The organism is Bradyrhizobium sp. CCBAU 11361 (assembly GCF_028128935.1).
GTDB lineage: Bacteria > Pseudomonadota > Alphaproteobacteria > Rhizobiales > Xanthobacteraceae > Bradyrhizobium > Bradyrhizobium niftali.
In genome coordinates this window covers 157,163-178,985 of the sequence record NZ_LBJZ01000200.1, presented here as the reverse complement: position 1 = coordinate 178,985, position 21,823 = coordinate 157,163, and the positions used below count along the sequence as shown (strand labels likewise).

17 protein-coding genes are annotated in these 21,823 nt (G+C 66.6%); 8 read left to right on the top strand and 9 right to left on the bottom strand.

Annotated features, from left to right (window positions below):
• Positions 1-162 precede the first annotated feature (162 nt).
• Both XI08_RS44370 and XI08_RS44365 read left to right on the top strand, forming a co-directional pair.
• Complete coding sequence (locus XI08_RS44370) at positions 163-507, top strand: DUF952 domain-containing protein (protein WP_027542355.1); 345 nt, start codon at positions 163-165, stop codon at positions 505-507.
• Entirely contained in the window at positions 504-1,601 is a 1,098-nt protein-coding gene (locus XI08_RS44365) for a quinone-dependent dihydroorotate dehydrogenase (protein ID WP_027542356.1), read from the top strand. The genes XI08_RS44370 and XI08_RS44365 overlap by 4 nt, the downstream gene beginning before the upstream one ends.
• Positions 1,602-1,739: 138 nt before the next feature.
• Here XI08_RS44365 and XI08_RS44360 read toward each other — a convergent pair whose 3' ends face one another.
• The 5 genes from XI08_RS44360 to XI08_RS44340 all read right to left on the bottom strand — a co-directional run bounded on the left by XI08_RS44360 (position 1,740) and on the right by XI08_RS44340 (position 7,200).
• Entirely contained in the window at positions 1,740-3,104 is a 1,365-nt protein-coding gene (locus XI08_RS44360; protein WP_271579270.1) for an MATE family efflux transporter, read from the bottom strand.
• A 1-nt stretch (position 3,105) separates the two neighbouring features.
• The gene (locus tag XI08_RS44355) at positions 3,106-3,840 is read right to left on the bottom strand and encodes an MBL fold metallo-hydrolase (protein ID WP_271579269.1); all 735 of its coding nucleotides are present in this window, start codon (positions 3,838-3,840) and stop codon (positions 3,106-3,108) included.
• 31 nt (positions 3,841-3,871) lie between these two features.
• Complete coding sequence (locus XI08_RS44350) at positions 3,872-4,174, bottom strand: DUF6460 domain-containing protein (RefSeq protein WP_027542359.1); 303 nt, start codon at positions 4,172-4,174, stop codon at positions 3,872-3,874.
• A gap of 114 nt (positions 4,175-4,288) precedes the next feature.
• On the bottom strand, positions 4,289-6,166 hold the full coding sequence (locus XI08_RS44345) for an ATP-dependent DNA ligase (RefSeq protein WP_271579268.1): 1,878 nt from the start codon (positions 6,164-6,166) through the stop codon (positions 4,289-4,291).
• Positions 6,163-7,200, bottom strand: a complete 1,038-nt coding sequence (locus XI08_RS44340) for a ligase-associated DNA damage response exonuclease (RefSeq protein ID WP_271579267.1) — start codon at positions 7,198-7,200, stop codon at positions 6,163-6,165. Before XI08_RS44340 ends, XI08_RS44345 begins: the two co-directional genes overlap by 4 nt.
• A gap of 131 nt (positions 7,201-7,331) precedes the next feature.
• On the opposite strand from XI08_RS44340, the gene XI08_RS44335 reads away from it, so the two are divergent.
• The 4 genes from XI08_RS44335 to pdeM all read left to right on the top strand — a co-directional run bounded on the left by XI08_RS44335 (position 7,332) and on the right by pdeM (position 13,349).
• Positions 7,332-8,258 (top strand): class I SAM-dependent DNA methyltransferase, encoded by a 927-nt coding sequence (locus tag XI08_RS44335; protein WP_271579266.1) that lies wholly within the window; start codon positions 7,332-7,334, stop codon positions 8,256-8,258.
• Between the two features lie 115 nt (positions 8,259-8,373).
• Entirely contained in the window at positions 8,374-9,603 is a 1,230-nt protein-coding gene (locus XI08_RS44330) for an ABC transporter substrate-binding protein (protein WP_027542363.1), read from the top strand.
• 224 nt (positions 9,604-9,827) lie between these two features.
• Positions 9,828-12,404 (top strand): ligase-associated DNA damage response DEXH box helicase, encoded by a 2,577-nt coding sequence (locus XI08_RS44325; RefSeq protein ID WP_271579265.1) that lies wholly within the window; start codon positions 9,828-9,830, stop codon positions 12,402-12,404.
• Between the two features lie 246 nt (positions 12,405-12,650).
• Entirely contained in the window at positions 12,651-13,349 is a 699-nt protein-coding gene (pdeM, locus tag XI08_RS44320; protein WP_271579264.1) for a ligase-associated DNA damage response endonuclease PdeM, read from the top strand.
• A 148-nt stretch (positions 13,350-13,497) separates the two neighbouring features.
• Here the strand turns inward: pdeM and XI08_RS44315 are convergent, their stop codons facing one another.
• Positions 13,498-14,361, bottom strand: a complete 864-nt coding sequence (locus XI08_RS44315) for a LysR family transcriptional regulator (protein ID WP_271579263.1) — start codon at positions 14,359-14,361, stop codon at positions 13,498-13,500.
• Positions 14,362-14,459: 98 nt separating this feature from the next.
• Here XI08_RS44315 and XI08_RS44310 point away from each other — a divergent pair, with 98 nt between their 5' ends.
• Together XI08_RS44310 and XI08_RS44305 are read left to right on the top strand one after the other, a co-directional pair.
• Positions 14,460-15,374, top strand: coding sequence for a DMT family transporter (locus tag XI08_RS44310; RefSeq protein WP_271579262.1), 915 nt, complete (start codon positions 14,460-14,462; stop codon positions 15,372-15,374).
• 12 nt (positions 15,375-15,386) lie between these two features.
• A complete protein-coding gene (locus XI08_RS44305) occupies positions 15,387-16,160 on the top strand; it encodes an MBL fold metallo-hydrolase (protein ID WP_271579261.1) in 774 nt (257 codons plus the stop codon).
• 142 nt (positions 16,161-16,302) lie between these two features.
• Here XI08_RS44305 and XI08_RS44300 read toward each other — a convergent pair whose 3' ends face one another.
• From XI08_RS44300 to XI08_RS44290, 3 genes are all read right to left on the bottom strand, one after another.
• Positions 16,303-17,073 (bottom strand): TIGR02186 family protein, encoded by a 771-nt coding sequence (locus XI08_RS44300; protein WP_271579260.1) that lies wholly within the window; start codon positions 17,071-17,073, stop codon positions 16,303-16,305.
• Positions 17,070-17,987, bottom strand: a complete 918-nt coding sequence (locus tag XI08_RS44295; protein ID WP_271579259.1) for a sulfite exporter TauE/SafE family protein — start codon at positions 17,985-17,987, stop codon at positions 17,070-17,072. Before XI08_RS44295 ends, XI08_RS44300 begins: the two co-directional genes overlap by 4 nt.
• Before the next feature lie 315 nt (positions 17,988-18,302).
• Positions 18,303-21,728: an SEL1-like repeat protein gene (locus XI08_RS44290; protein ID WP_271579258.1), complete on the bottom strand. Its 3,426-nt coding sequence runs from the start codon at positions 21,726-21,728 to the stop codon at positions 18,303-18,305.
• Positions 21,729-21,823: the final 95 nt, after the last annotated feature.

The window sequence follows — 21,823 nt, the reverse complement described above, 5'->3', positions numbered from 1 at the left end:
TTTAGACCCCGTTCCGATTTCATCGGAACGGAATAGGCTCTAAGCCTTGAGTTCGGAAGGGGCCGCCTTTACGGTCGCGCCGGGTTTTGAGACCCGCAAGAGACGAAAAACCCCAAGAGACTCAAAGAGCTGACTCAAAGAGCAAACAGGGCTCCACATCAGGTGGTCAAGATCTACAAAATCTGTCCGGCCTCGGCCTGGCGCGAGGCGGAACGGCAGGGCGTGTACCGCGGCAGCGCGGACGACGCACGCGACGGCTTCATCCATTTCTCGACGGCCGCCCAGGTTCCCGAGACCTTGCGCAAGCATTATTTCGGGCAGCGCGCGCTGTTCCTGGTCGAGGTCGACGGCGATGCGCTCGGCAGCGAATTGCGCTGGGAGCGCTCGCGCAATGAGGAGCTGTTTCCGCATCTCTATGGCGAGCTCGATGTCGGCGCCGTCATCTCGGTGGCGAGCCTCAACATGCGCTCGGACGGCGGCCACGACGTGCCGGAGCTTGCCCCGTGATCCGCGCCTTCGATGCTCTTTCGCTGCCGGTGCTGCGCTGGCTCGATCCGGAGGATGCGCATCGCCTGGCGATCCAGGGCCTGCGCTTCCTGCCGCCGGTCAAGCCGCGCGCTGACGATCCCAAGCTCGCGGTGCGCGCCTTCGGGCTCAACTTTCCCAATCCGATCGGCATGGCCGCGGGTTTCGACAAGAGCGCGGAGGTGCCGGATGCGCTGCTGCGCCTCGGCTTCGGCTTCGTCGAGATCGGCTCGGTGACGCCGAAGCCGCAAAGCGGCAATCCACGGCCGCGGCTGTTCCGGCTCGAGCGCGACGAGGCCGTCATCAACCGCATGGGCTTCAACAATGACGGCGCGGATGTCGCGCTGCGCCGGCTCGCCGCGCGCGCGCAGCACGGCGGCATCGTCGGCGTCAATGTCGGCGCCAACAAGGATTCGCCGGACCGCGTTGCGGATTACGTCAAGCTGATCGAGGCCTTTGCGCCGGTCGCGAGCTATTTCACCATCAACGTCTCCTCGCCGAACACGCCGGGCCTGCGCAATCTGCAGGAAGGCGCGCTGCTCGACGACCTCCTCGCAAGGGTGATCGACGCGCGCGAGCGGGTGCGCCAGAAGGCCGGCGACACGCCGGTGCTGCTGAAGATCGCGCCGGATTTGAGCCTTGCCCAGCTCGATGACGTCGTGCAGGTCGCGCGCTCGCGCCGGGTCGACGGCATGATCGTGTCGAACACGACGATCGCGCGGCCGAGCACGCTGCGCGAGCAGATGCGGGCGAAGGAGCAGGGCGGCCTGTCGGGCCGGCCGCTGTTCCGCCTGTCGACGCGCATGGTCGCGGAGACCTATGTGCGCGTCGAGGGCGCGTTCCCGCTGGTCGGCGTCGGCGGCGTCGATTCAGGCGGCGCCGCGCTGACGAAGATCCGCGCCGGCGCGAGCCTGATCCAGCTCTATTCGTCGCTGGTCTACAAGGGCCTCGGCCTCGTCGAGGAGATCAAGCGCGACCTCACCTCGACCTTGCTGCGCACGGGCCGGGATTCGCTCGCCGACATCGTCGGCGCGGATGCCGCGACGCTGACGGCGGAAGACTGGCCGGGGATGTAGGGGGGCTTGCCCTTCGCCTCTCCCGCTTGCGGGGAGAGGCCGGAATGCGCGCTGAAAGCGCGGATTCCGGGTGAGGGGGACTGTCCGCGAGTCCAATTCTCACCGTCCCTGCCGAGACTCCCCCTCAACCCGACATTCTCAGAGCGAGCTCTGCTCGTCTCGGCCCCGCAAGCGGGGAGAAGGAGAAGAGAAAGTCGCCCCATACAGCGCCGGATAGCGCGCGCCCTGCAAGCCGCCGCGGGCGACATAGAACGCGATCAGCGCGCACCATAGCCCGGCATTGCCGAGGGATTGCAGCGCCCACCAGGTGATGAGGAAGATCGCCAGCGAGGCCAGCATGAGATTGCGCATCTCGCGCGCCCAGGTCGCGCCGACATAGATGCCGTCGAAGCCGAACGCGAACACGCCGGGCACCGGCGCCAGCACGATGAACGGCAGGAAGTCGCGCGCGGCCCGCCGGACGTCTTCGCTCGCGGTCATGACATTGATCAGCGCCGTTCCGAACAATGCGAACAGCACCGCGACCACCAGCGCGAAGCCGAGCCCCCACGCGAGCACCAGCCGGGTCGAATCCGAAAAACCTCTTGCATCGCGCGCGCCAAAGGTGCGGCCGCAGAGCTGCTGGGCTGCGTTGGCAAGGCCGTCGAGGAAGAAGGCACTGACCAGCAGGAAATTGTTGAGCACGGAGTTCGCGGCCAGCGTGACGTCGCCGGCGCGCGCGCCCTTGGCGGTGAAGAACAGGAACACGGCGATCAGCGCCGCGGTGCGGATCATGATGTCGGAGTTCACCGCCAGCAGCCGCATCAGTTTTGCCTGGTCGAACAGCGTGGCAAGGGGCACCGCAAAGCCGCCATCAGCATAGCGCCGGCAGACGATCACGCCGAGCAAGAAGCCAATCGTCTCCGAGAGCAGTGCTGCGATCGCCGCGCCTGCGATGCCGGTGTCGTAGACCAGCACCAGCAAGATCGTCGCAACCATGTTGATGAGGTTGATGACGACCTGCAGCAGCAGCGCCGGATTGGCGCGGGCCTGTCCCACCAGCCAGCCGAGAATGACGTAGTTGGCGAAGGCCAGCGGCGACGACCAGATCCTGATCATGAAATAGGTCTTGGCGGCGCGCGTGACGCCCTCGCTGCCGCCCATCAGGTCGAACAGCCCGGCCGCCAGCGGCAGCTGCAGCCCAATCAGCGCAGCCCCGATCAGGCCCGCGACGATGAAGCCGCGCATCAGGATCGCGGTCAGCTCGCGCGTCTCGCCGGCGCCCAGGGCCTGCGCGGTGAAGGCGAGCGTGCTCATGCGCAGGAAGCCGAACAGCCAGAACAGGCAGTCGAAGATGACGGAGGCCATCGCCACGCCGCCGAGCAGCGTGGCATCGTCCAGCCGCCCGATCGCCGTGGTCGAGACCACGCCGATCAGCGGCGTGGTGAGGTTCGCGACCATCGCCGGACCCGCGATGGCGAAGACCTGGCGGGATCCGATCTTGAGGGGAACGGGCGCGTGCATGTCAGAACACGAGCACCATGCCGTCTTCGGCGGCGAGATGTTCGATATCGACGAGGCGCGACAGCATGTCGTCGCTCATGTGGGTGAGGACGAGGCGTTTTGCGCCAATTGCCGGCAAATGCTGTTCCAAGGTCTTCAGGCTGAGATGGTTCTTGACCACCTTCTCGTACATATAGGCTTCCGCGATGAAAAGGTCCGCGCCATGCGCCAGCGGAATGAGCGTCTCCGTCCATTCGGTGTCGGCGCTGTAGGCGAGCGTGCGGCCCTCGGTCTCGATGCGGTAGGCCAGGAACGGCCCGCCGGATTCGCCGTGCACGACCGGGTAGGGCGTCACCGTCACCGCGCCGAACTTGCGGCTTTGCTCGGGCGCGAGTTCGACGACGGCGAGCTCGAAGCGCTGCCTGGTCTTCGAGGAATGCTCGAACAAGACCTCCATCACCTCCCGCAGTCGCGTCTCGATGCCTTGCGGGCCCGCGATCGTCAGCGGTCGCGTCCGCCGCGAGAACTGCGCGTCGAGCAGGAAGAAGGGCAGGCCTGCAAAATGGTCGCCGTGGAAATGCGTGATCAGGATCAGATCGATGTCGTTCCGATCGATCTCGAGTCGCTTCAGCGCCGGCAAAGCCGACGCGCCGCAATCGATCAGGAAGTTGGCTTCGCGCCCCGCAACGTGGAAGCAGGTGTTGAGCCTGCCGCCCGAGCCGAAGGCGTCGCCGCAGCCGACAAAGCGTAGTTGCATCGGCTGCGGGCTCCCTGAGCTTGACCCGGACTTAGCGGCGCGGCGCGCCGAAGACGCGCGACAGCAGCCAGATCGGGATCACGATGACCGCGCCGAGCAGGAAGTAGCGCCACAGCCAGTTGATGGTATCGAAGCCGAGATCCCACAGCCGCTGGAACAGGAGGCGAATGCTGTGGATGATGTTCCAGGGATCGAAGCCGATCGCCGCCAGCACGACGCCGACCAGGATCGAGAGCAGGACCAGGCGAAATGCGACCGCCAGCGGCGAGCCGCCGAGAAAGCGGTTCAGCCCGTCGCTGCGGCCGGCCGGCAAATCTCTGACGTCTTGGACCATCTGGAAACTCCTCGGGGATTCGACCCCCATTATACGGCACCGCGAGGCACATGGGGAACCCGCAACGGGGCGTCAATCGGCTTACGGGATTTTAATCCCGGATCGGGCCCGGGTTCACGCCTCCACTTCGACGGCTTCCGCCTTCAGCATCTTTTCCAGCGTTTCCAACCGGTCGGCCTCCCGCGGCGGCTTGTCCCAGCGTAGGCGGCTGATGCGGGGGAAACGCATGGCGACGCCGGATTTGTGCCGCGGGGAGCGTTGCAGGCCTTCGAACGCGACCTCCAGCACCAGCCCCTTGTCAGCCTCGTGCACGACATGGCGCACGGGGCCGAACTTCTCGGTGGTGTTGCGGCGGACGAAGCGGTCGATTTGCAAGAGCTCCTCGTCGGTGAAGCCGAAATAGGCCTTGCCGACCGGCACCAGCTCCTCGCCGGTCTCACCTTCGGTCCAGACGCCAAAGGTGTAGTCGGAATAATAGGATGAGCGCTTGCCGTGGCCGCGCTGCGCATACATCAGCACGGCATCGATGATGTGCGGGTCGCGCTTCCACTTCCACCACTGCCCCTTCGGCCGTCCGGGCAAATAAGGCGCATCGCGCCGCTTCAGCATCACGCCCTCGACGGCGTCCGCGTCCTCGCCGGCGCCGGCACTTGCGGGGTCGGCGCGCGCGGCGGTCAGCGCCTCCCAGCTTGCGAAGGGCACGGTAGGCGACAGATCGATGCGGGGATCGCCAAGTTTCCTGATGAAGGTCTCAAGTCGCTCGCGCCGCTCCGCGAACGGCAATTCACGCAAATCGTTCGCATCGTCGCCGAGCAAATCGTAGGCGCGCAGATGGATAGGAAATTCCTTGATCAGCTTCGGCGAGACGACCTTGCGGTTGAGCCTCTGCTGGAGAACGTTGAAGCTCTGCACGCGGCCCTCGCGCAGGATCAGAAGCTCGCCGTCGATCGCGCCCGGCAGACGCAACGATGGCACGAGATCCGGAAAGCTTCCCGTGATGTCTTCGCCGGTGCGCGAATAGAGTCGCGCCGTGATGTGGCCGCGGTCGTCGCGGCCTGCCACCGCCTGCACGCGGATGCCGTCCCATTTCCATTCGGCGACGTAGTCGGCGGGGTCGAGTGCGGCGAAATCGCTGTCCTCGATCGCATGCGCGAGCATCACCGGGCGGAACGGCGCGGGATCGCGATTGACCGGCTTCTCGCTGCGGCCTTCCAGCCAGGCGAACAGGTCGAGATAGGGTGGCGCGAGCCCCGGCCAAATCAGCTCGACCTCATGCGGGTCCTTGTCGCCGAGCGTCGCCGCGGCGGTCTTCGCCAGCCGCGCGGAAATGCCGATGCGAAGCGCGCCGGTGACGAGCTTCAGCAGCGCCCAGCGGCCGGTCTCGTCGAGCTCGTCAAGCCAGCGTTCGAGCTGCTTCGGCAGCTCGGTCTTGCCGAGCATGCGCAGCGTAGTGACGACTTCGGTGAGGGTCGGCGGCGGCGGGTTGTTGTGGTTGCTCGGACGTGAGGACTCGGGAGCATCTCGCCCGCGGTACCCCCCTCCCTGACCCTCCCCCGCAAGGGGGGAGGGAACGGAGAGGCTCGTGCCTCCATCACTTTGGGAATCGCTATTAGTTGTTGTGCTCGCTGACAGCGCCGCGTTCCGCTGCGCTCCCTCCCCCCTTGCGGGGGAGGGCGGGGGAGAGGGGTGGCCCGGAAAAGACTGCCCGCCATCTCCCGCGCGCTTCGGCCACATCAGCGCCACCGTCTCCGAGAGATCGCCGACATAATCGTAGCTCAGCCCAAACAGCACCTCATCGGTGCGCGACGCGATCAGGTCGCGGATCAGCGCCGGCTTGGCGTGCTTGAAGCTGAGCGCGCCGGTCAGCGCCGCCAGCACATAGCCGCGGTCGGGATCGCCGACCTCGCGGAAATAGCCGGTGATCAGCCGCAGCTTGTTGTTGCGGCCGGGCTCGTAGGCGAGACGGTCCAGAAGTTCGGCGAAGCGGTTCATGCTTCGGCCTCGTCTTGAAGCGGCGTCTCGCTCTCCTCCTCGTCGCCATAGCCGACCAGATCGAGCGGCTGCGCCCGCAGGCCTTGGCTCTTGCACCAATGCACCAGCGCATCTTCCTGGCCGTGCGTGACCCAGATCTCGCCGGCGCCGGTCGCCGCGATCGTGGCGGTGAGGCCGTCCCAATCGGCGTGGTCGGAAATCACCAGTGGCAATTCGACGCCGCGCTGCCGCGCGCGGGCGCGCACGCGCATCCATCCTGACGCAAAGGCGGTGACGGGATCGGGAAAACGGCGTGTCCAGAGATCGGATGTTGCCGACGGCGGTGCCAGCGTGATGGTGCCGGCGAGCGCCGCCTTCTTCACGGCCATCACCGGCCTGAGATCGCCGAGTGCGATCCCGCGGCTCTGATAGTACTCGGTGATCTTCTCCATGGCGCCATGCAGATAGATCGGCGCGTCATAGCCGGCCTGCCGCAGCAGCGCGATCACGCGCTGCGCCTTGCCGAGCGAATAGGCGCCGACGAGATGCGCGCGCTCGGGAAACAGCGCGACCGAGGCGAGCAGCTTCTTCACCTCATCGGCCGCATCGCCATGCCGGAACACCGGCAGGCCGAACGTCGCCTCGGTGATGAAGACGTCGCAGGGGACGAGCTCGAACGGCGTGCAGGTCGGATCTCGCGCGTCCTTGTAGTCGCCGGAGGCGACGATGCAGGTGTCCTTGCATGTCACCGCGATCTGGGCAGAGCCCAGCACATGGCCGGCCGGGTGGAATTTCACGCTGACATCGCCGAGCCGGATCTCCTCGCCATAGCGGATTGCTTGCGTCGAGCCGGCAAAATTCTCACCATAGCGCAGCCGCATCATGTCCAGCGTTTCCTGCGTCGCCAGCACCGCGCCATGGCCGGCGCGGGCATGGTCGGAATGGCCGTGGGTAATCACGGCCCGCTCGACCGGGCGCACGGGATCGATGTGGAAGCCGCCGGGCTTGCAGCACAGGCCGGCAGCAGCTGGCAACAGGATGTCTTGCGGACGCATGTGCACCATATAGTCAGCGGACGCCTCAAATTAAGTCGTCATGCGCGGGCTTGACCCGCGCATCCATCTCCCTAAAGAGTTCCATTTTGATGGGTTGCCGGGTCAAGCCCGGCAATGACGAGCCGAGTCCAATGCCCCTGCGCCTTTTCCACTCTTCCGGCGATCTCATGGCCGACCGCCGTTTCGAGTTCGCGCGCGACCTCCAGCTCAAGGGCGATCTGCCTGCCGCCGCCGACCTGCTGGAGCAGGCGATCGAGCTCGCACCCAATTTCGCTTCGGCCTGGTTCACGCTCGGCGAGATCCGTCAGCAGCTCGGCGAGCGCGACAAGGCCATCGCGGCGTTTCGAAAATCGCGCGAGTCCGATCCCGAGGACCAGCATGGCGCCCATTTGCACCTGATACGTCTCGGCGACGAGCAATTGTCCGAGATGCCCAAGGCCTACGTGCAAGCCTTGTTCGATCAATACGCGCCGCGCTTCGAGCACGTGCTGATCAACGATCTCGACTACCGCGCGCCGTCGCTGATCTTCAAGGCGGTCGTGGCCGCGCGCGTCGCCGCGAAGAAGCCCGCCCTGTTCAAGCTCGCCATCGATCTCGGCTGCGGCACGGGCCTTGCGGCATCCGCCTTCGCCAGGCAGGTCGATCATTTCATCGGCATCGACCTGTCGCCCGGCATGATCAGGGAGGCGCGCGCGAGTGGTCTCTACGCCGAGCTCGAGGTCGCCGACATGATCGAGGGCCTGCGTGGCAAGGGCGACGCGAGCGCGAACCTCGTCGTGGCCGCGGATGCGTTCGTCTACCTCTCCGATCTCGCGCCGGTGCTGACCGAAGCCGTGCGCGTGCTTGCATCGGGCGGCGTGCTCGCCTTCACGCTGGAGACGCATGACGGCAGCGGCATCGTTCTCGGCGAAGGCTTGCGCTATGCCCATTCGGCGGAATATGTGCGCGGCGCGATCGCGCAAGCCGGTCTGAAGCTCCTCACCCTGGCGGCGGCCTCGCCGCGCAACGAGAACAACGAGCCGGTGCGCGGCCTCGTCGTCGTCGCCGAGAAAACTTGAGTCTAGGCGCTAGCGCCCCGCGATTTGAGCGTCATTGCGTCGCAAAGCTGCGACTTCCCACTTGCGAGCCGAGCTGCGTTGCCAGCACAATGCGCGCGCTAGGGAGAAACAAATAATGACCAAGAATCCATCGCGGCGCGATTTCAGCGCCGCCGCGCTCGCCACCATCGCCGCATCCACCTTGCCCGCGCCGTATGTCTGGGCCGCGGAGAAGAAATACGATGCGGGCGCCAGCGACACCGAGATCAAGATCGGGCAGACCGTGCCGCATTCCGGCCCCGGCTCGCTCTACGGCGTGCTCGGCCGCGTCGGCGAAGCCTATTTCCAGATGCTGAACGAGAAGGGTGGCATCAACGGACGCAAGATCAAGTTCCTCACCATGGACGACGCCTACAGCGCGCCGAAATGCGTCGAGGCGACGCGGCGCCTGGTCGAGCAGGAGGAGGTGCTGGCGCTCTACGGCTCGCTCGGCACCGCGCCGCAGACCGCCGTGCACAAATACCTGAACTCCAAGGGCGTGCCGCAGCTGCTGCTCAACACCGGCGCGTCGAAGTGGAACAATCCGAAAGAGTTCAAATGGACGATGGCGGGCCTGCCGCTCTATCCGACCGAGGCACGCATCCTGGCCCGGCACGTCGTTGCGGTGAAGCCGAACGCCAAGATCGGCATCCTCTACCAGAACGACGATTTCGGCCGCGACTTCCTCGGTCCCTTCAAGAAGGTGCTGACTGACGCCGGCGGCACCGCGCAGGTGATCATGGAGCAGACCTACGATCTGACCGAGCCGACCGTCGATTCCCAGCTCATCAATCTCTCGAAGTCGGGCGCGGACGTCTTCTACAACATCTCCACCGGCAAGGCGTCGTCGCAGTCGATCCGGAAAGTGGCCGAGCTCGGCTGGAAGCCGCTGCAACTTTTGTCCGCAGGCTCCACCGGCCGCTCGATCCTCAATGCCGCGGGCCTCGAGAACGCCACCGGCATCGTCGCGATCCGCTACAACAAGGAGGTCGGCCTGCCCAAATGGGAGAAGGACCCCGACGTGATGGCGTTCGAAGAGCTGCGCAAGAAATACACGCCGGCGATCGATCAAGACAACACCATCGCCTTTGCCGGCTACGGCCAGGCCGTCACCATGGGCGAGATCCTGCGCCGCTGCGGCGATGATCTCACCCGCGCCAACGTGCTGAAGCAGGCCTCGACCCTCGCGGGCTTCCACTCGCCCTATTTCCTCGACGGCGTCACCTACAGCTACACGCCCGAGGACTACACGCCGATGAAGACGCTCTTCATCTCCACCTTCTCCGGCAAGGATTGGGACATCTCCGACAAGCCGATGTCGGAGTGAGTTTCTTCCCTTCTCCCCTTGTGGGAGAAGGTGGCGCGAAGCGCCGGATGAGGGGTTCTATCCACGCAGACTGTGCGCGAGGATGGAGACCCCTCACCCGTCTCGCCGCTGCGCGGCGATCCACCCTCTCCCACAAGGGGAGAGGGGAAGGCGGTGCCGGGTCTCGCTCTTCTATTCGGCCCCACCCCTCGACGAACCCGCCCCCACGGCTTACCTGTGATGCCGTGCCGCCCCGCATCCTCAAAATCCCGGCCGAGCCGGCCACGCTGCTGCCCGACCGCTTCAACGCGTGGTTCGCGGGGCGCGGCTGGTCGCCGCGCGAGCATCAGCTCGCGCTGCTGGAGAAGGCGCGCGAGGACGCTAGCGCGCTGCTGATCGCGCCGACCGGCGCCGGCAAGACGCTGGCGGGATTTCTGCCGACGCTGGTGGAGTTATCGACGCAGGCGCTTGAACGAGACGCCGGCGCCAGGCAAAGCCTCGTCTCCACCGGCCGCACCGTGCAGCGCGCCGGCGGCCTCCACACCCTCTACATCTCGCCGCTGAAAGCGCTCGCCGTCGACATCGCGCGCAATCTCGAGCGTCCCATTGCCGAGATGGGTCTGCCGATCAAGGTCGAGACCCGCACCGGCGACACGCCGGTGTCGCGGCGTCAGCGGCAGCGGCGCTATCCGCCGGATGTCTTGCTGACGACGCCCGAGCAGCTTGCGCTATTGCTCTCCTCCGACGACGCGCCGTTCCTGTTCTCCTCCTTGAAACGCATCGTGCTCGACGAGCTGCACGCGCTGGTGACGTCCAAGCGCGGCGATCTGCTGTCACTCGGGCTGGCGCGGCTGTGGCGCCTCGCGCCGCAGATGCGCGCGATCGGATTATCGGCGACCGTGGCCGAGCCGGATCAGCTCGCGCGCTTCCTGGTGCCGCAGCCTGATGGCAAGGAAGTGGCCGCCGACATCGTGATCGCCGGCGGCGCCGCGCCGCCGCTGGTCGAGATGCTCGATACGAGAGAGCGGCTGCCCTGGGCCGGTCACGGCGCGCGTCACGCACTCGCCGAGGTCTATGAGCTGATCAAGCAGAACAAGACCACGCTGGTCTTCGTCAACACCCGCAGCCAGGCCGAGATGTTGTTCCAGGATCTCTGGCGCATGAACGACGACGGGCTCGCGATCGCGCTGCATCACGGCTCGCTCGACGTCGCCCAGCGCCGCAAGGTCGAGGACGCCATGTCGGCGGGACGCTTGCGCGGCGTGGTCTGCACCTCCTCGCTCGACCTCGGCGTCGACTGGGGCGACGTCGATCTCGTGGTCAATATCGGCGCGCCCAAGGGCTCCTCGCGCCTGATGCAGCGCATCGGCCGCGCCAACCACCGCCTCGACGAGGCCTCGCGCGCGGTGCTGGTGCCGGCCAACCGCTTCGAGGTGCTGGAGTGCCGCGCCGCCATCGACGCCATCGCCGAGAACGCGCAGGACACGCCGCCGCTGCGCACCGGTGCGCTCGACGTGCTGGCCCAGCACGTGCTGGGCCGTGCCTGCGGCGAGCCATTCTTCAACGATGACCTCTATGACGAGGTGCGCTCCGCCGCGCCCTATGCGGGCCTCGCGCGCGGCGATTTCGACGACGTCGTCGATTTCGTCGCCACCGGCGGCTATGCGCTGAAGACCTACGAGCGCTTCGCCCGTATCAGGCAGGACAAGCAGGGGCGCTGGCGTGTCGCCAATCCAAAGGTGCGGCAGAGCTATCGTCTCAATGTCGGCACCATCGTCGAGGAGCCGATGCTCAAGGTGCGGCTGGTGCGTTCCCGCTCCACCGGCAGCGGTTCGACCGGCGCGATCGCGCGCGGCGGCCGCGTGCTCGGCGAAATCGAGGAATATTTTATCGAGGGGCTGACCGCCGGCGACACCTTCGTGTTCGGCGGCGAGGTCGTGCGCTACGAGGCCCTGGCCGAAGATCAGGTCTACGTCTCTCGCGCCAACGACAAGGATCCGAAGGTGCCGTCCTATATGGGCGGCAAGTTTCCGCTCTCGACCTATCTTGCCGAACGTGTGCGCCGCCTGCTCGACGACAGGCGCGCGTGGAACGGTCTGCCGGAGCAGGTGCGCGACTGGCTGTCGCTCCAGAAGGACGTCTCGCGCGTGCCGGGTGTCCGCGAGCTCCTGATCGAGACCTTTCCGCGTGGCAGCAAGCATTACCTCATCTGCTATCCCTTCGAGGGGCGGCTGGCGCATCAGACGCTCGGCATGCTGCTGACGCGGCGGCTGGAACGCGGCCGCGCCCGGCCGCTCGGCTTCGTCGCCAATGAATATGCGGTGGCGATCTGGGGGCTGGGCGATGCCTCCTTCATGATCCGCAACGGTGAGCTCGATCTCGACGCGCTGTTCAACCCCGACATGCTGGGGGACGATCTCGAAGCGTGGCTGGCCGAATCCGCGCTGATGAAGCGCACGTTTCGTAATTGTGCCTTGATCAGCGGCCTGATCGAGCGCCGCTTCACCAGCGAGGACAAGAGCCGCCGCCAGGTGCTGTTCTCGACTGATCTGGTCTACGATGTCTTGCGCAAACACCAGGCCGACCACGTCCTGCTGCGCGCCGCCCGCGCCGATGCCGCCACCGGCCTGCTCGACCTGCGCCGTCTCGGCGGCATGCTGGCCCGCATCCAGGGCCGCATCACGCACCGGGAACTCGATCATGTCTCTCCGCTCGCCGTCCCCGTGATGCTGGAAATCGGCCGCGAGTCAGTTTATGGCGAAGCTGCAGACGAGCTGTTGGCGGAAGCCGCCGACGAGCTCGTCAAAGAGGCGATGTCGTAGACTGTTCGCGCGAATGAATTTTTGGGGCACCACTCTTTCCACATCGTCATGCCCGGGCTTGACCCGGGCATCCACGTCTTTCTGCCAGCACGGTCATTCCGGGGCGATGCAAAGCATCGAACCCGGAATCTCGAGATTCCGGGTTCGCGCTTGCGCGCGCCCCGGAATGACGGAAAAATCGGTACGTGGATGGCCGGGCATAGGCGAGCGGAAGCGACGCCGCTCTTCGAACGGCTACGCCCGGTCATGACGGAGCAAGTGGCACTCTCGATTTCCTTGACGCGCACGCTGGATGTCGCCGGTGTCTCGCTCCACGCCGATCTCTCCGGCGCCCTGTTCTGGGAAGAGCAGCGCCTGCTCGTCGTCTCCGACCTGCATCTGGAAAAGGGCTCGAGCTTCGCCAGCCGCGGCGTGCTGCTGCCGCCTTACGATACCATCGCGACTCTCGGCCGGCTTGCTGCTGTCATCTCTCGCCATGATCCGCGCACCGTCATCGCGCTCGGCGACAGTTTTCACGATCGCACCGCGCATGAGCGCCTCTCCGCGGAGGATCGCGACGCTGTCGCCGCACTCCAATCTGGCCGCGACTGGATCTGGATTTCCGGCAATCACGATCCGATGCTGCCGCGCGATCTCGGCGGCACCATCGCGGACGAGGTCGCGATCGGCCCGATCACCTTCCGCCACGAGCCGACCGGCGCCTGCGGCGAGATCGCCGGCCATCTCCATCCCAAGGCCCGCGTCTCCGCGCGCGGCCGTTCGATGGAGCGTCGCTGCTTCGCCAGCGACGGGATGCGCGCCGTGATGCCCGCTTTCGGCGCCTATGCCGGCGGCCTCAGCATCCGCGATGCCGCGTTTGCAAAGATCTTCCCGGAGAACGGTTTTGTCGCCCATCTCCTCGGCGACCGCCGCGTCCACGCGATCGCCGCGTCGCGGTGTTATTGAGATACACGGTTCGTAGGGTGGGTTAGCCTCGCGGATTGCGCGAAGCGCAAACCGCTTGGCGTAACCCACCTCTTCTGTTTCAGCGGAGATAGACAGTGGTGGGTTACGCTGCGCTAACCCACCCTACGCACCTTCACCGTTGCGATACCTAGGCCGCCTTCGCCTGCACGTTATCGCAGAACTCCGCGAGCCGATCGGCGAGCCGCAGCGTCGCCGGGCTCGCATCCGGCGCGGCCATCAGCGCCACCTCGGTCTTGTTGATCGGCGCAAAGCCGTCCTTTGCGGTCAGCACCCGATGATCGGCTTGGATCGACATTTCGGACAGGATGCTCAGCCCCATGCCGGCGGCGACCGCGGCCTGGATGCCGGCGAGGCTCGACGACGTGTAGGCCATGTGCCAGGTGCGGCCGGCGCTCTCCAGCGCGTGGATGGCGCCGGCGCGATAGAGGCAGCCCAGTGGAAAGCCGATCAGCGGCACCGACGGTGTGCCCGCATCGATCGGATGGCTCTTGCTGGTGACCCAGTGCACCCGCTCCGGCCACACCGCGATGGCGCCCTTCTCGCCGGCCTCGCGCTTGTAAAGCGCCAGATCAAGTTCGCCGCGTTCGAGATCGCGGGCGAGGTTCTTGCTCTGGTCGGCGCGAACGTCGAGCCGCAGGCCGGGATGCGAGCGCGAGAACGTCGCCAGCAATTTCGCCAGGCGATAGGCCGCAAAATCCTCGGGAATGCCGAGCCGGATCGCGCCTTCGCTGTCGGGCTGGCTCAGCACGTCGCGCGCCTCTTCCGCAAGCGATAGCAGCCGCCGCGCATAGGACAGCAGCCGCTCGCCGGCCTCGGTCGGGCGCACGTCCTTGCCGTCCCGGTGCAGGAGGACCTGGCCGACATCCTCCTCCAGCCGCTTGATCTGCTGGCTGACGGTCGACTGCGTGCGGTGGACGCGCTCGCCGGCGCGGGTGAAGCCACCGGCCTCCACGACCGAGACGAAGCTGCGCAGAAGCTCGAGATCGAGCATGGGCGCCTCCATTCGAAAATCCACTGATTGGAAGTTAATCATTTAATTTCCAAATGACAAGCGGTCTCCCTAGATCGAGGGCTCAGGAGAATGCCCCCATGTCGCTCGCCCCCTCGATTCCCGTTCCCCGCAGCCGCTTCAACACGCTACCACTCGCTATCGGACTGTTCTGCCTGCTCTGGAGCTATGCCTTCGTCGCCGGCAAGATCGGCGTCACCCATTGCCCGCCGCTGATCCTGCTCGCCGCGCGCTTCTCGCTCGCCGGCATCTTGATCCTCGGTGCGACGCTGATCCGCGGCGACGACTGGTCATTGTCCTGGCGCGATGTCGCGATCTTCGCCGTGCTCGGCATTGCCAACAATGCGCTCTATCTCGGGCTCGGCTATACGGGCCTGCAATCGGTCTCCGCCGGGCTCGGCGGCCTGATCGTGTCCGCCAATCCGGTGTTCACCGCGGCGCTCGCCGCATTGCTGCTTGGCGAAGGCATGACCTGGCGCAAGGCGAGCGGTCTTTTGCTCGGCGTCGTCGGCGTGATGGCGATCGTCTGGCATCGCCTGTCGGTCGGCACCGATTCGCTGCACGGCATCGTCTTCACGCTGGCCTCGCTCGCCTCCATCGTCGCCGGCACTGTCATGTTCAAAGTGCTCGCGCCGAAGGGGTCCCTGTGGATCGGCAACGGCGTGCAGAACCTCGCCGCCGGCATCGTGCTGACCCCGGTTGCGCTCACCTTCGCCGACGTCCACGCGATCGATTTCACCCCAAGCCTGGTCGGCGCCTTCGCCTTCCTCGTGCTCGGCGGCTCCATCCTCGCCTACTGGCTCTGGTTTCATCTCCTGAAAGTGTGTGGCGCCACCGCTGCCAGCGCCTATCATTTCCTGATGCCGCCGCTCGGCATGCTGTTCGCCTTCCTCGTGCTCGGCGAGCATGTCGAGGCCCGCGATCTGCTCGGCATCATCCCGGTCGCACTCGGTATTTATCTGGTGACGCGGCCGGCCGCGAAGCCTGTGTCGTAGAAGGAGTTATTCATGCCCATCTCCATCACCCTGATCGGCGGCCCCACTGCGTTGATCGAGATCGACGGCTTCCGTCTCCTCACCGACCCGACCTTCGATGCGCCGGGCGCCTATCAATTGCCGCATGTGAAGCTGGAGAAGACGATCGGCCCCGCGCTGACCGCAGATGCGATCGGCCCGGTCGATGCGGTCCTGCTCAGCCACGACCAGCATTCGGACAATCTCGATAATTCCGGCCGCGAGTTTCTCAAACATGCGAAGCGCGTGCTGACGACAGAGGCCGGCGCCAGGCGCCTCGGCGGCCATGCCGAAGGCCTTGCGCCTTGGGCGACCTCGCATGTGAAGGATCGTGACGGCAATTCACTGACGATCACCGCGACACCAGCGCGCCACGGTCCGGCCGGCATCGAGCCGCTGTCGGGCGATGTCATCGGTTTCGTGGTGTCCTCAAACCGCAAGGACACAAGCGCGGTCTATATCAGCGGCGACACCACCTGGTTCGACGGTGTTGCCGAGGTCGCGCGGCGTTTCAAATGCCGCGTGGTGCTGCCGTTCGCGGGCGCTGCGCAGACGCGCGGGCCGTTTCATCTCACCATGGACACCAACGACACCATCGAGACCGCACGCGCCTTTCCCGATGCGGTGATCGTGCCGCTGCATACCGAAGGCTGGGCGCATTTCCGCCAGGACGGCGAGGATCTGCGCAAGACGTTCGACGTGCTCGGCTTCGGGACGCGATTGCGATTGCTGGAGCCGGGAGTGCCGACGGTGGTGGAGGCGCCGTAGTCTCAATTGTCATGCCCCGCGAAGGCGGGGCATCCAGTACGCCGCGGCGGTTGTTGTGAGAGCGAACTCCTTAACGCCGGCCTCTGGAATACTGGGTCGCCCGGTCAAGCCGGGCGACGACGAGAGGGGAGGTGGCGTTACCTCAATCCTTCCGGAAAACGATCGACGCCATCCACCCCGTCATCAGCGCCATGGCCGCGGTGGCGAGGCCGTAGATCAGGCCGTTCTGTCGCGCGGTGGTCGCGACGAACTGTTCGAAACCGACCTTGACGATCTCGAAGGCGGTCTCGGTCTTGCCGATGAACGCGCCGTTCGCGAACAGCTTGATCTCGACCTCGTAGGTGCCGATCGGCACCTCCGCCGGCAGCGGAATGCCGGTGCGGAACAGCGTCGGTGTCAGGAACGTCACGGCGCTCGTATCCTCGCGGTAGAGGCCGCGCTGGGTGCGCAGGCGGATGAAGGCGGAGCGGAATGCGTCGTTCGGCACCACGTCGGCATAATCGCCGCTGACTCGCTGGGTCAGCAGCACGTTGTTCAGCCCGATCTGCTGCCGCCGCGCGATGTCGGGCGAAGTGATGACCTCGAACGGGCGGTTGGCGAACAGCGCCAGATAGCTCGGCACCTGCAGGAACTGCCGGTAGTCGGTGTTGATCCAGATGCCGAAAGTGCGCTCCTTGCGCCGTGTCACCATGTCGGCGCGCGGGCCCATCACGGTGACCACGAGGTCGTAAGACGTGCGATCCGCGGGCGTCGTGGCGTCCTTCTCGACCGAACCGAACAGCACCAGCTCCTCGCCGGAATAATTCGGCGTCACCGTGACGCGGTGGTTGGAGACCGACACGATCAGCCGCTCGGCCCGCGCGGCGCTGCCGAGCAACAGAACGAGCACGACTGCGAGAAGCGCGCGCATCATCCGCTCACCCCCAGCTCACGGATGGTGAAGAGATCCTCCGGCCGGATCACCAGCTCGATCACAAAGCGGACGCCGACCGAGAGGATCAACAGGCCTAGCAGCAACCGCAGCTGCTCGCCGCGGATCTTCTGGCCGGCACGCGCCCCGAACTGCGCGCCGGTGACGCCGCCGACCATCAGGATCAGCGCCAGCACGGCATCGACGAGGTGATTGGTCACCGCATGCAGCATGGTCGCGAGCAGCATGGTGGCCACGGTCAGGACCATCGAGGTCCCGATCACCGTCGAGGTCGGCACCCGCAGCAGGTAGATCATGATCGGCACCAGGATGAAGCCGCCGCCGATGCCCATGATGGCGCCGATAAAGCCGATCATGATGCCGACGATCACCACGGGGATCACCGAGAGATAAATCTTCGAGCGCTTGAACCGCATCTTCAGCGGCAGACCATGGATCCAGCTGTGCGTGCGCCGCGGCGGCACCGCGCCGCGCCGGGTCCGCATCAGGGCGCGCAGGCCTTCGGAGAACATCAGGCTGCCGACGGTGGTGAGCAGCACGACATAGGACAGTGCGATCATCAGGTCGAGCTGGCCGAGCGCGCGAAGCTGCGTGAAGGTCCATACCCCCAGCGCGGTGCCGGTTACGCCGCCGCAGAGCAGCACGCTCGCCAGCGTCGGATCGATCGCGCGCCGCCGCCAGTAGGAGATCGCGCCGGAAAAGGAGGAGGCCGCGATGTGGCTCGCCACAGAGGCGACCGCGACCGCCGGCGTGATGCCGATGAAGATCAGCAGCGGCGTCATCAGGAAGCCGCCGCCGATCCCGAACATGCCGGAGACGAAGCCAACCGCCGCGCCCATCGCCAGCACCAGGAAGACGTTGACCGGAAGATCGGCGATCGGGAGATAGAGTTGCATTGAACCACGCACCGGCGAGACGGATCGACTAGCGCGGAATGCTCGCGGGAAGATCGGAACGATTGCCGCGTCCCTCAATAGCCGAATTCGCCGGCGGAGGGATCAGGAATCTTGGGCGCTGCCAATGGCCTAAGAGGGATCAGATCACTGCTTCGCTGCGAGCGGAGGATTTCGCCACATTCTCCGCCGTCATGCCCCGGCTTGACCGGGGCATCCAGTACGCCGCAGCTTCTCCGCATCCAACCGGCGTCTCTGGAATACTGGGTCGCCCGGTCAAGCCGGGCGACGACAAGAGGAGAAAGCGTACTCAACCGCTCAGTGCGCCGCGGACGCCGAGCGCTTGGTCGCGACCGGTTTCGGCGCGGGCTTGGCGTTCGCCTGCGGCGCGCTGTCCCAGCCGCCGTTCGGGGCCGGGACGTTGACGGCGTCGTCGGGCTGCGGTTCGGCGCTGAAGGTCTGGATCGCGAGCTTGGCGGCGGCGAGCGATTGCGGGTCGAGGCGCTTCGCCACATCGTCGCGCTTGCCCGCCGCGTCCGCATCGCCCTGGGCGGCTGCGAGGCTGAACCATTTGTAGGACTCGGCGAGGTTCTGCTCGACGCCAATGCCGCGGGCATAGAGGATGCCGAGATTGAACTGGCTGTCGGCGACGCCGCGGTCGGCCGCTTTCCGGAACCACTGCGCCGCGCGATTGTAATTGGCACCGCGTCCGCCGCCGTCGGCATCGAGCACCGCGAGATTGTGCATCGCCTTGGCGCTGCCGCGCTCGGCGGCCTGCGTGTAGTAGCGGCGGGCGATGTCGGCGTCCTTCTTCACCCCGAGGCCCTTTTCGTAGAGGGTGCCGAGGCGGAAGGTTGCGGGCACCACGCCGGCCTGCGCCGCGCGGTCGTACCATTTCGCAGCTTCGTCGTAGTTTGCAGCGACGCCCTTGCCTTCGGCAAAGCGCACGCCGATCTCGTAGGCGGCGGTCGCATCGCCCTTCATCGCGGCGGTGCGCAAGGCCGGGCCGCCGATACCGTCAGGCAGCTTTTCGCTCGGCGGCACCTGGACGAGGCCGAGCCGCGCGCGGCTGGCGCCCGAGAGCGCGCCGGTGACGTCGCTGGCGGCAGGCGGCACGGGAGCAGGAGCGGGCGGGATTTCGACCGAGGCCGAGCTGCCGGAATTGGGTGTGGGCGCCGGCGCGGCATTGTTCTGCGACTGCTTTCCGATCGGCGTCGGCGAGGTCATCGACGGCGTGACCTGTTCCGGCGCAGCCGGCTTGTTCTCAACGGGCGGCGGGGCCTGCGGCGCGGGCTGGCTGGACGTATTCTCCATCGCCTGCGGCGCCGGCGGCGTACTGCCACCATCGAGCAGGTTCATCGCCATCTTGAAGGTGCCGAGCACGATCACGACGACGCTCGCGCCGACCAGCAGCGAGCGGATCTTCGAGGTGATGGTCGAGGCGCCTTCCTGGCCCTTGTCCTTGGCGCGGGCGATTGCGGCCTTGGCGCCACGGGCCGGCTTCTCGGGCGGCTGCGCGGCGGCGGCCTGGGCAGCGCGGCGCGCGGCCGCGATGAAGCTCGACGACGACACCGGCTCCTTCGGAGCAGTGGGAATTCCGCTGATCGCGCTTTCGGAGGCGGCAATGCGTTCCGACGGCGTGGCGACGCGCCCGCCCGGCCGCGTGCCGGGCTCGAGTGGATGGTCCGGCGGCAATTCCGGCGCGAGCGCACCGCGCGCGGGCGCGGTATGCGGCTCCAGGATTTCGCTGATCGCGCGCGGCGGCAAGGGTGGTGCGGCTTGCGGCGCCGTCGGCGCCATCGGGACCGGCGGCGGAGCGGCAGGTGCCGCGGCGGCGTGGAATTCGCGCGGTGCGGCCACGAAGGCAGAATGCGCCGGTTGTTGCATGGCGGCCGGATTCGGCAGCTCAGGCTTCGGATCGTATTTCGGCTGCTGTTGCTGCGGCCGAGATTCGCGCGCCATCGGCGCGGGCTCCATGGGCGCAGCCATCGGCATCGGCATCGGCTGCGGTACAGGGGCCGGCGGCGCGGTGCGCACCGCGCGCAGATCGCCCTCGATCATCGAGAGGCGATCGACGACGTGGCCGAGCGCGCTGTGGACGGCTTCGAGCGAGTCCTGGGTGCTGCGGTTGGTCTCGGCCTGGCTGAAGCGGATGTCGGAGAGCTCGCGCTTGACGAGATCGACCATGCCGGAATCGGAGGCCGGCGCCGAATTGCGGCTCTCGGCGAGCGCGGAATAGGTCGCCTGCTGGCGTTCCAGGTGGCGCAGGATGTCGTGCAGCCCGTCCTCGACGCGGCTCAGATTGCCGTTGCGCGGATCGGAGGCGGCTTCGATCCGCTCCAGCAGATGGGAGACGCGCTGTTCGAGATGCGCAAAGGTCGAAGCCGAATCGTTGCCGACCTGCATGCGGTCGAAACGATCCGACAGCGCACGGATCGCGGCTTCCAGATGTTCGGTGCTCTCGGCAGGCTGGGTCCGCTCGCGCGTCTCCAGCGCGGCGGTGAGCGCCGCGATGCGCTGCTCGAGCACGGCAAAGCTGTCGCCCGGGCCGGAGGAGCGGGTGATCTGGTCGACCTTGGACGACAACAGCTGCACGTCCTCGGAAAGCCGTGCCAGCGCTTCGTTGGAGGCGACGTTGGAGACGATGCCGCGCAGCGCCGAGATCGCGCCTTCGAGCTGGCGCACCGTGGACGGATCGTCATTAGCGCGCAGGATCAGATCGAGCTTGGCGCCGAGATTGCGGATTGCCTCGTCATAGCCGGTGAGCTGCTCGGCCGGCGTCAGCGTGCGCAGCACCTGCTTGATGTCGGACAGCGCGTGCTCGATGCCTGACAGAACCTGGCCGTCGGTGCCGGACGAGCGGGTCTCGTCGATGCGACGGTGCAGCGAGCGGATTTCGTTTTCGATCGACTCGATCGCGCGGCGCGGCATCGCCTCGGTGATGGCGTGGCGGATCTCCGCAAGCTCGCTGCGGAAAGCGTTGATCGCCTGCTCGGTATTGTCAGGGCGCTGGAGCGATTCGATCTGGCTCGTGATCTTGAGCAAATGGCGCTCGAGCGACGAGAAATCCGGCTGCGGTGGCGGCGGAGCGTAGGCAGGCGGGGGCGGCGCCATGGGCGGGGCGTAGGGAGCTGCCGTGGATGCAATCGACGGCGCGGCGCGCGGCGGCATCTGCCTGGGCGTAAAGCCGTCGAGCTCGCTCTGCCGCGCCGTGATCTCGGCAACGGCGACGTCGAACGAGGCGGGGCTCAGCGGCGGCGAGCTGCGATAGACCTGTGCGGCCGCGCGCTCGACCGCATCGGCCTGGCGCTGGCGCGTCTCGGCGGGTGCGGGCCGCGGAGGCTGCGGTTGAAGCTGCTGCGGCTTGGAGATTTGCGACAGGCGCGCGTCGAGCCGCGAGATCGCATCGTTGAGCTGGCGTGCGACGCCCTGCTCGCGCGAGACCTCTTGTCGTGAAGAGTCCTGGCGCGGGGTGGGCTTTGAAATCCGTTCGATCTGCTGGGTGATCGCGTCGAGCCGCTGGTGGATGTCGGCGACTTCGCGGCTCTCCGGACTCGGTACGTGGTTCGGCATGTGTTGCGGACGCTGCTCATAAGGTCCGCGAAAGTTTGGCGGGGCAGTTTCGCCGAGCGTGGAGTTCAGCCAATCGTTGAGTGACATGCCGGCTCTGCGCGCAGCAGCTTCGGCCCGCTCCCGGACGGAGGGATCGATGCCGTCAACACTCCACGATACGCGCGAATTCATGACTCTGTCCGGTTCCGACTCCGGCGCCCCACCCGGCACCTCCAGCCTCCCCACGCGTGCCGGTTGTAAAGACAATCGGATTTGGCGCGGGTCGT

Coding starts and splice junctions, on each gene's coding strand:
- XI08_RS44360 (WP_271579270.1), bottom strand. CDS start 3,104: ATGCACGCGCCCGTTCCCCTCAAGATCGGATCCCGCCAGGTCTTCGCC.
- XI08_RS44305 (WP_271579261.1), top strand. CDS start 15,387: ATGCCCATCTCCATCACCCTGATCGGCGGCCCCACTGCGTTGATCGAG.
- XI08_RS44340 (WP_271579267.1), bottom strand. CDS start 7,200: ATGCGTCCGCAAGACATCCTGTTGCCAGCTGCTGCCGGCCTGTGCTGC.
- XI08_RS44300 (WP_271579260.1), bottom strand. CDS start 17,073: ATGATGCGCGCGCTTCTCGCAGTCGTGCTCGTTCTGTTGCTCGGCAGC.
- XI08_RS44350 (WP_027542359.1), bottom strand. CDS start 4,174: ATGGTCCAAGACGTCAGAGATTTGCCGGCCGGCCGCAGCGACGGGCTG.
- XI08_RS44345 (WP_271579268.1), bottom strand. CDS start 6,166: ATGAACCGCTTCGCCGAACTTCTGGACCGTCTCGCCTACGAGCCCGGC.
- XI08_RS44355 (WP_271579269.1), bottom strand. CDS start 3,840: ATGCAACTACGCTTTGTCGGCTGCGGCGACGCCTTCGGCTCGGGCGGC.
- pdeM (WP_271579264.1), top strand. CDS start 12,651: ATGACGGAGCAAGTGGCACTCTCGATTTCCTTGACGCGCACGCTGGAT.
- XI08_RS44315 (WP_271579263.1), bottom strand. CDS start 14,361: ATGCTCGATCTCGAGCTTCTGCGCAGCTTCGTCTCGGTCGTGGAGGCC.
- XI08_RS44295 (WP_271579259.1), bottom strand. CDS start 17,987: ATGCAACTCTATCTCCCGATCGCCGATCTTCCGGTCAACGTCTTCCTG.
- XI08_RS44330 (WP_027542363.1), top strand. CDS start 8,374: ATGACCAAGAATCCATCGCGGCGCGATTTCAGCGCCGCCGCGCTCGCC.
- XI08_RS44290 (WP_271579258.1), bottom strand. CDS start 21,728: ATGAATTCGCGCGTATCGTGGAGTGTTGACGGCATCGATCCCTCCGTC.
- XI08_RS44310 (WP_271579262.1), top strand. CDS start 14,460: ATGTCGCTCGCCCCCTCGATTCCCGTTCCCCGCAGCCGCTTCAACACG.
- XI08_RS44335 (WP_271579266.1), top strand. CDS start 7,332: ATGCCCCTGCGCCTTTTCCACTCTTCCGGCGATCTCATGGCCGACCGC.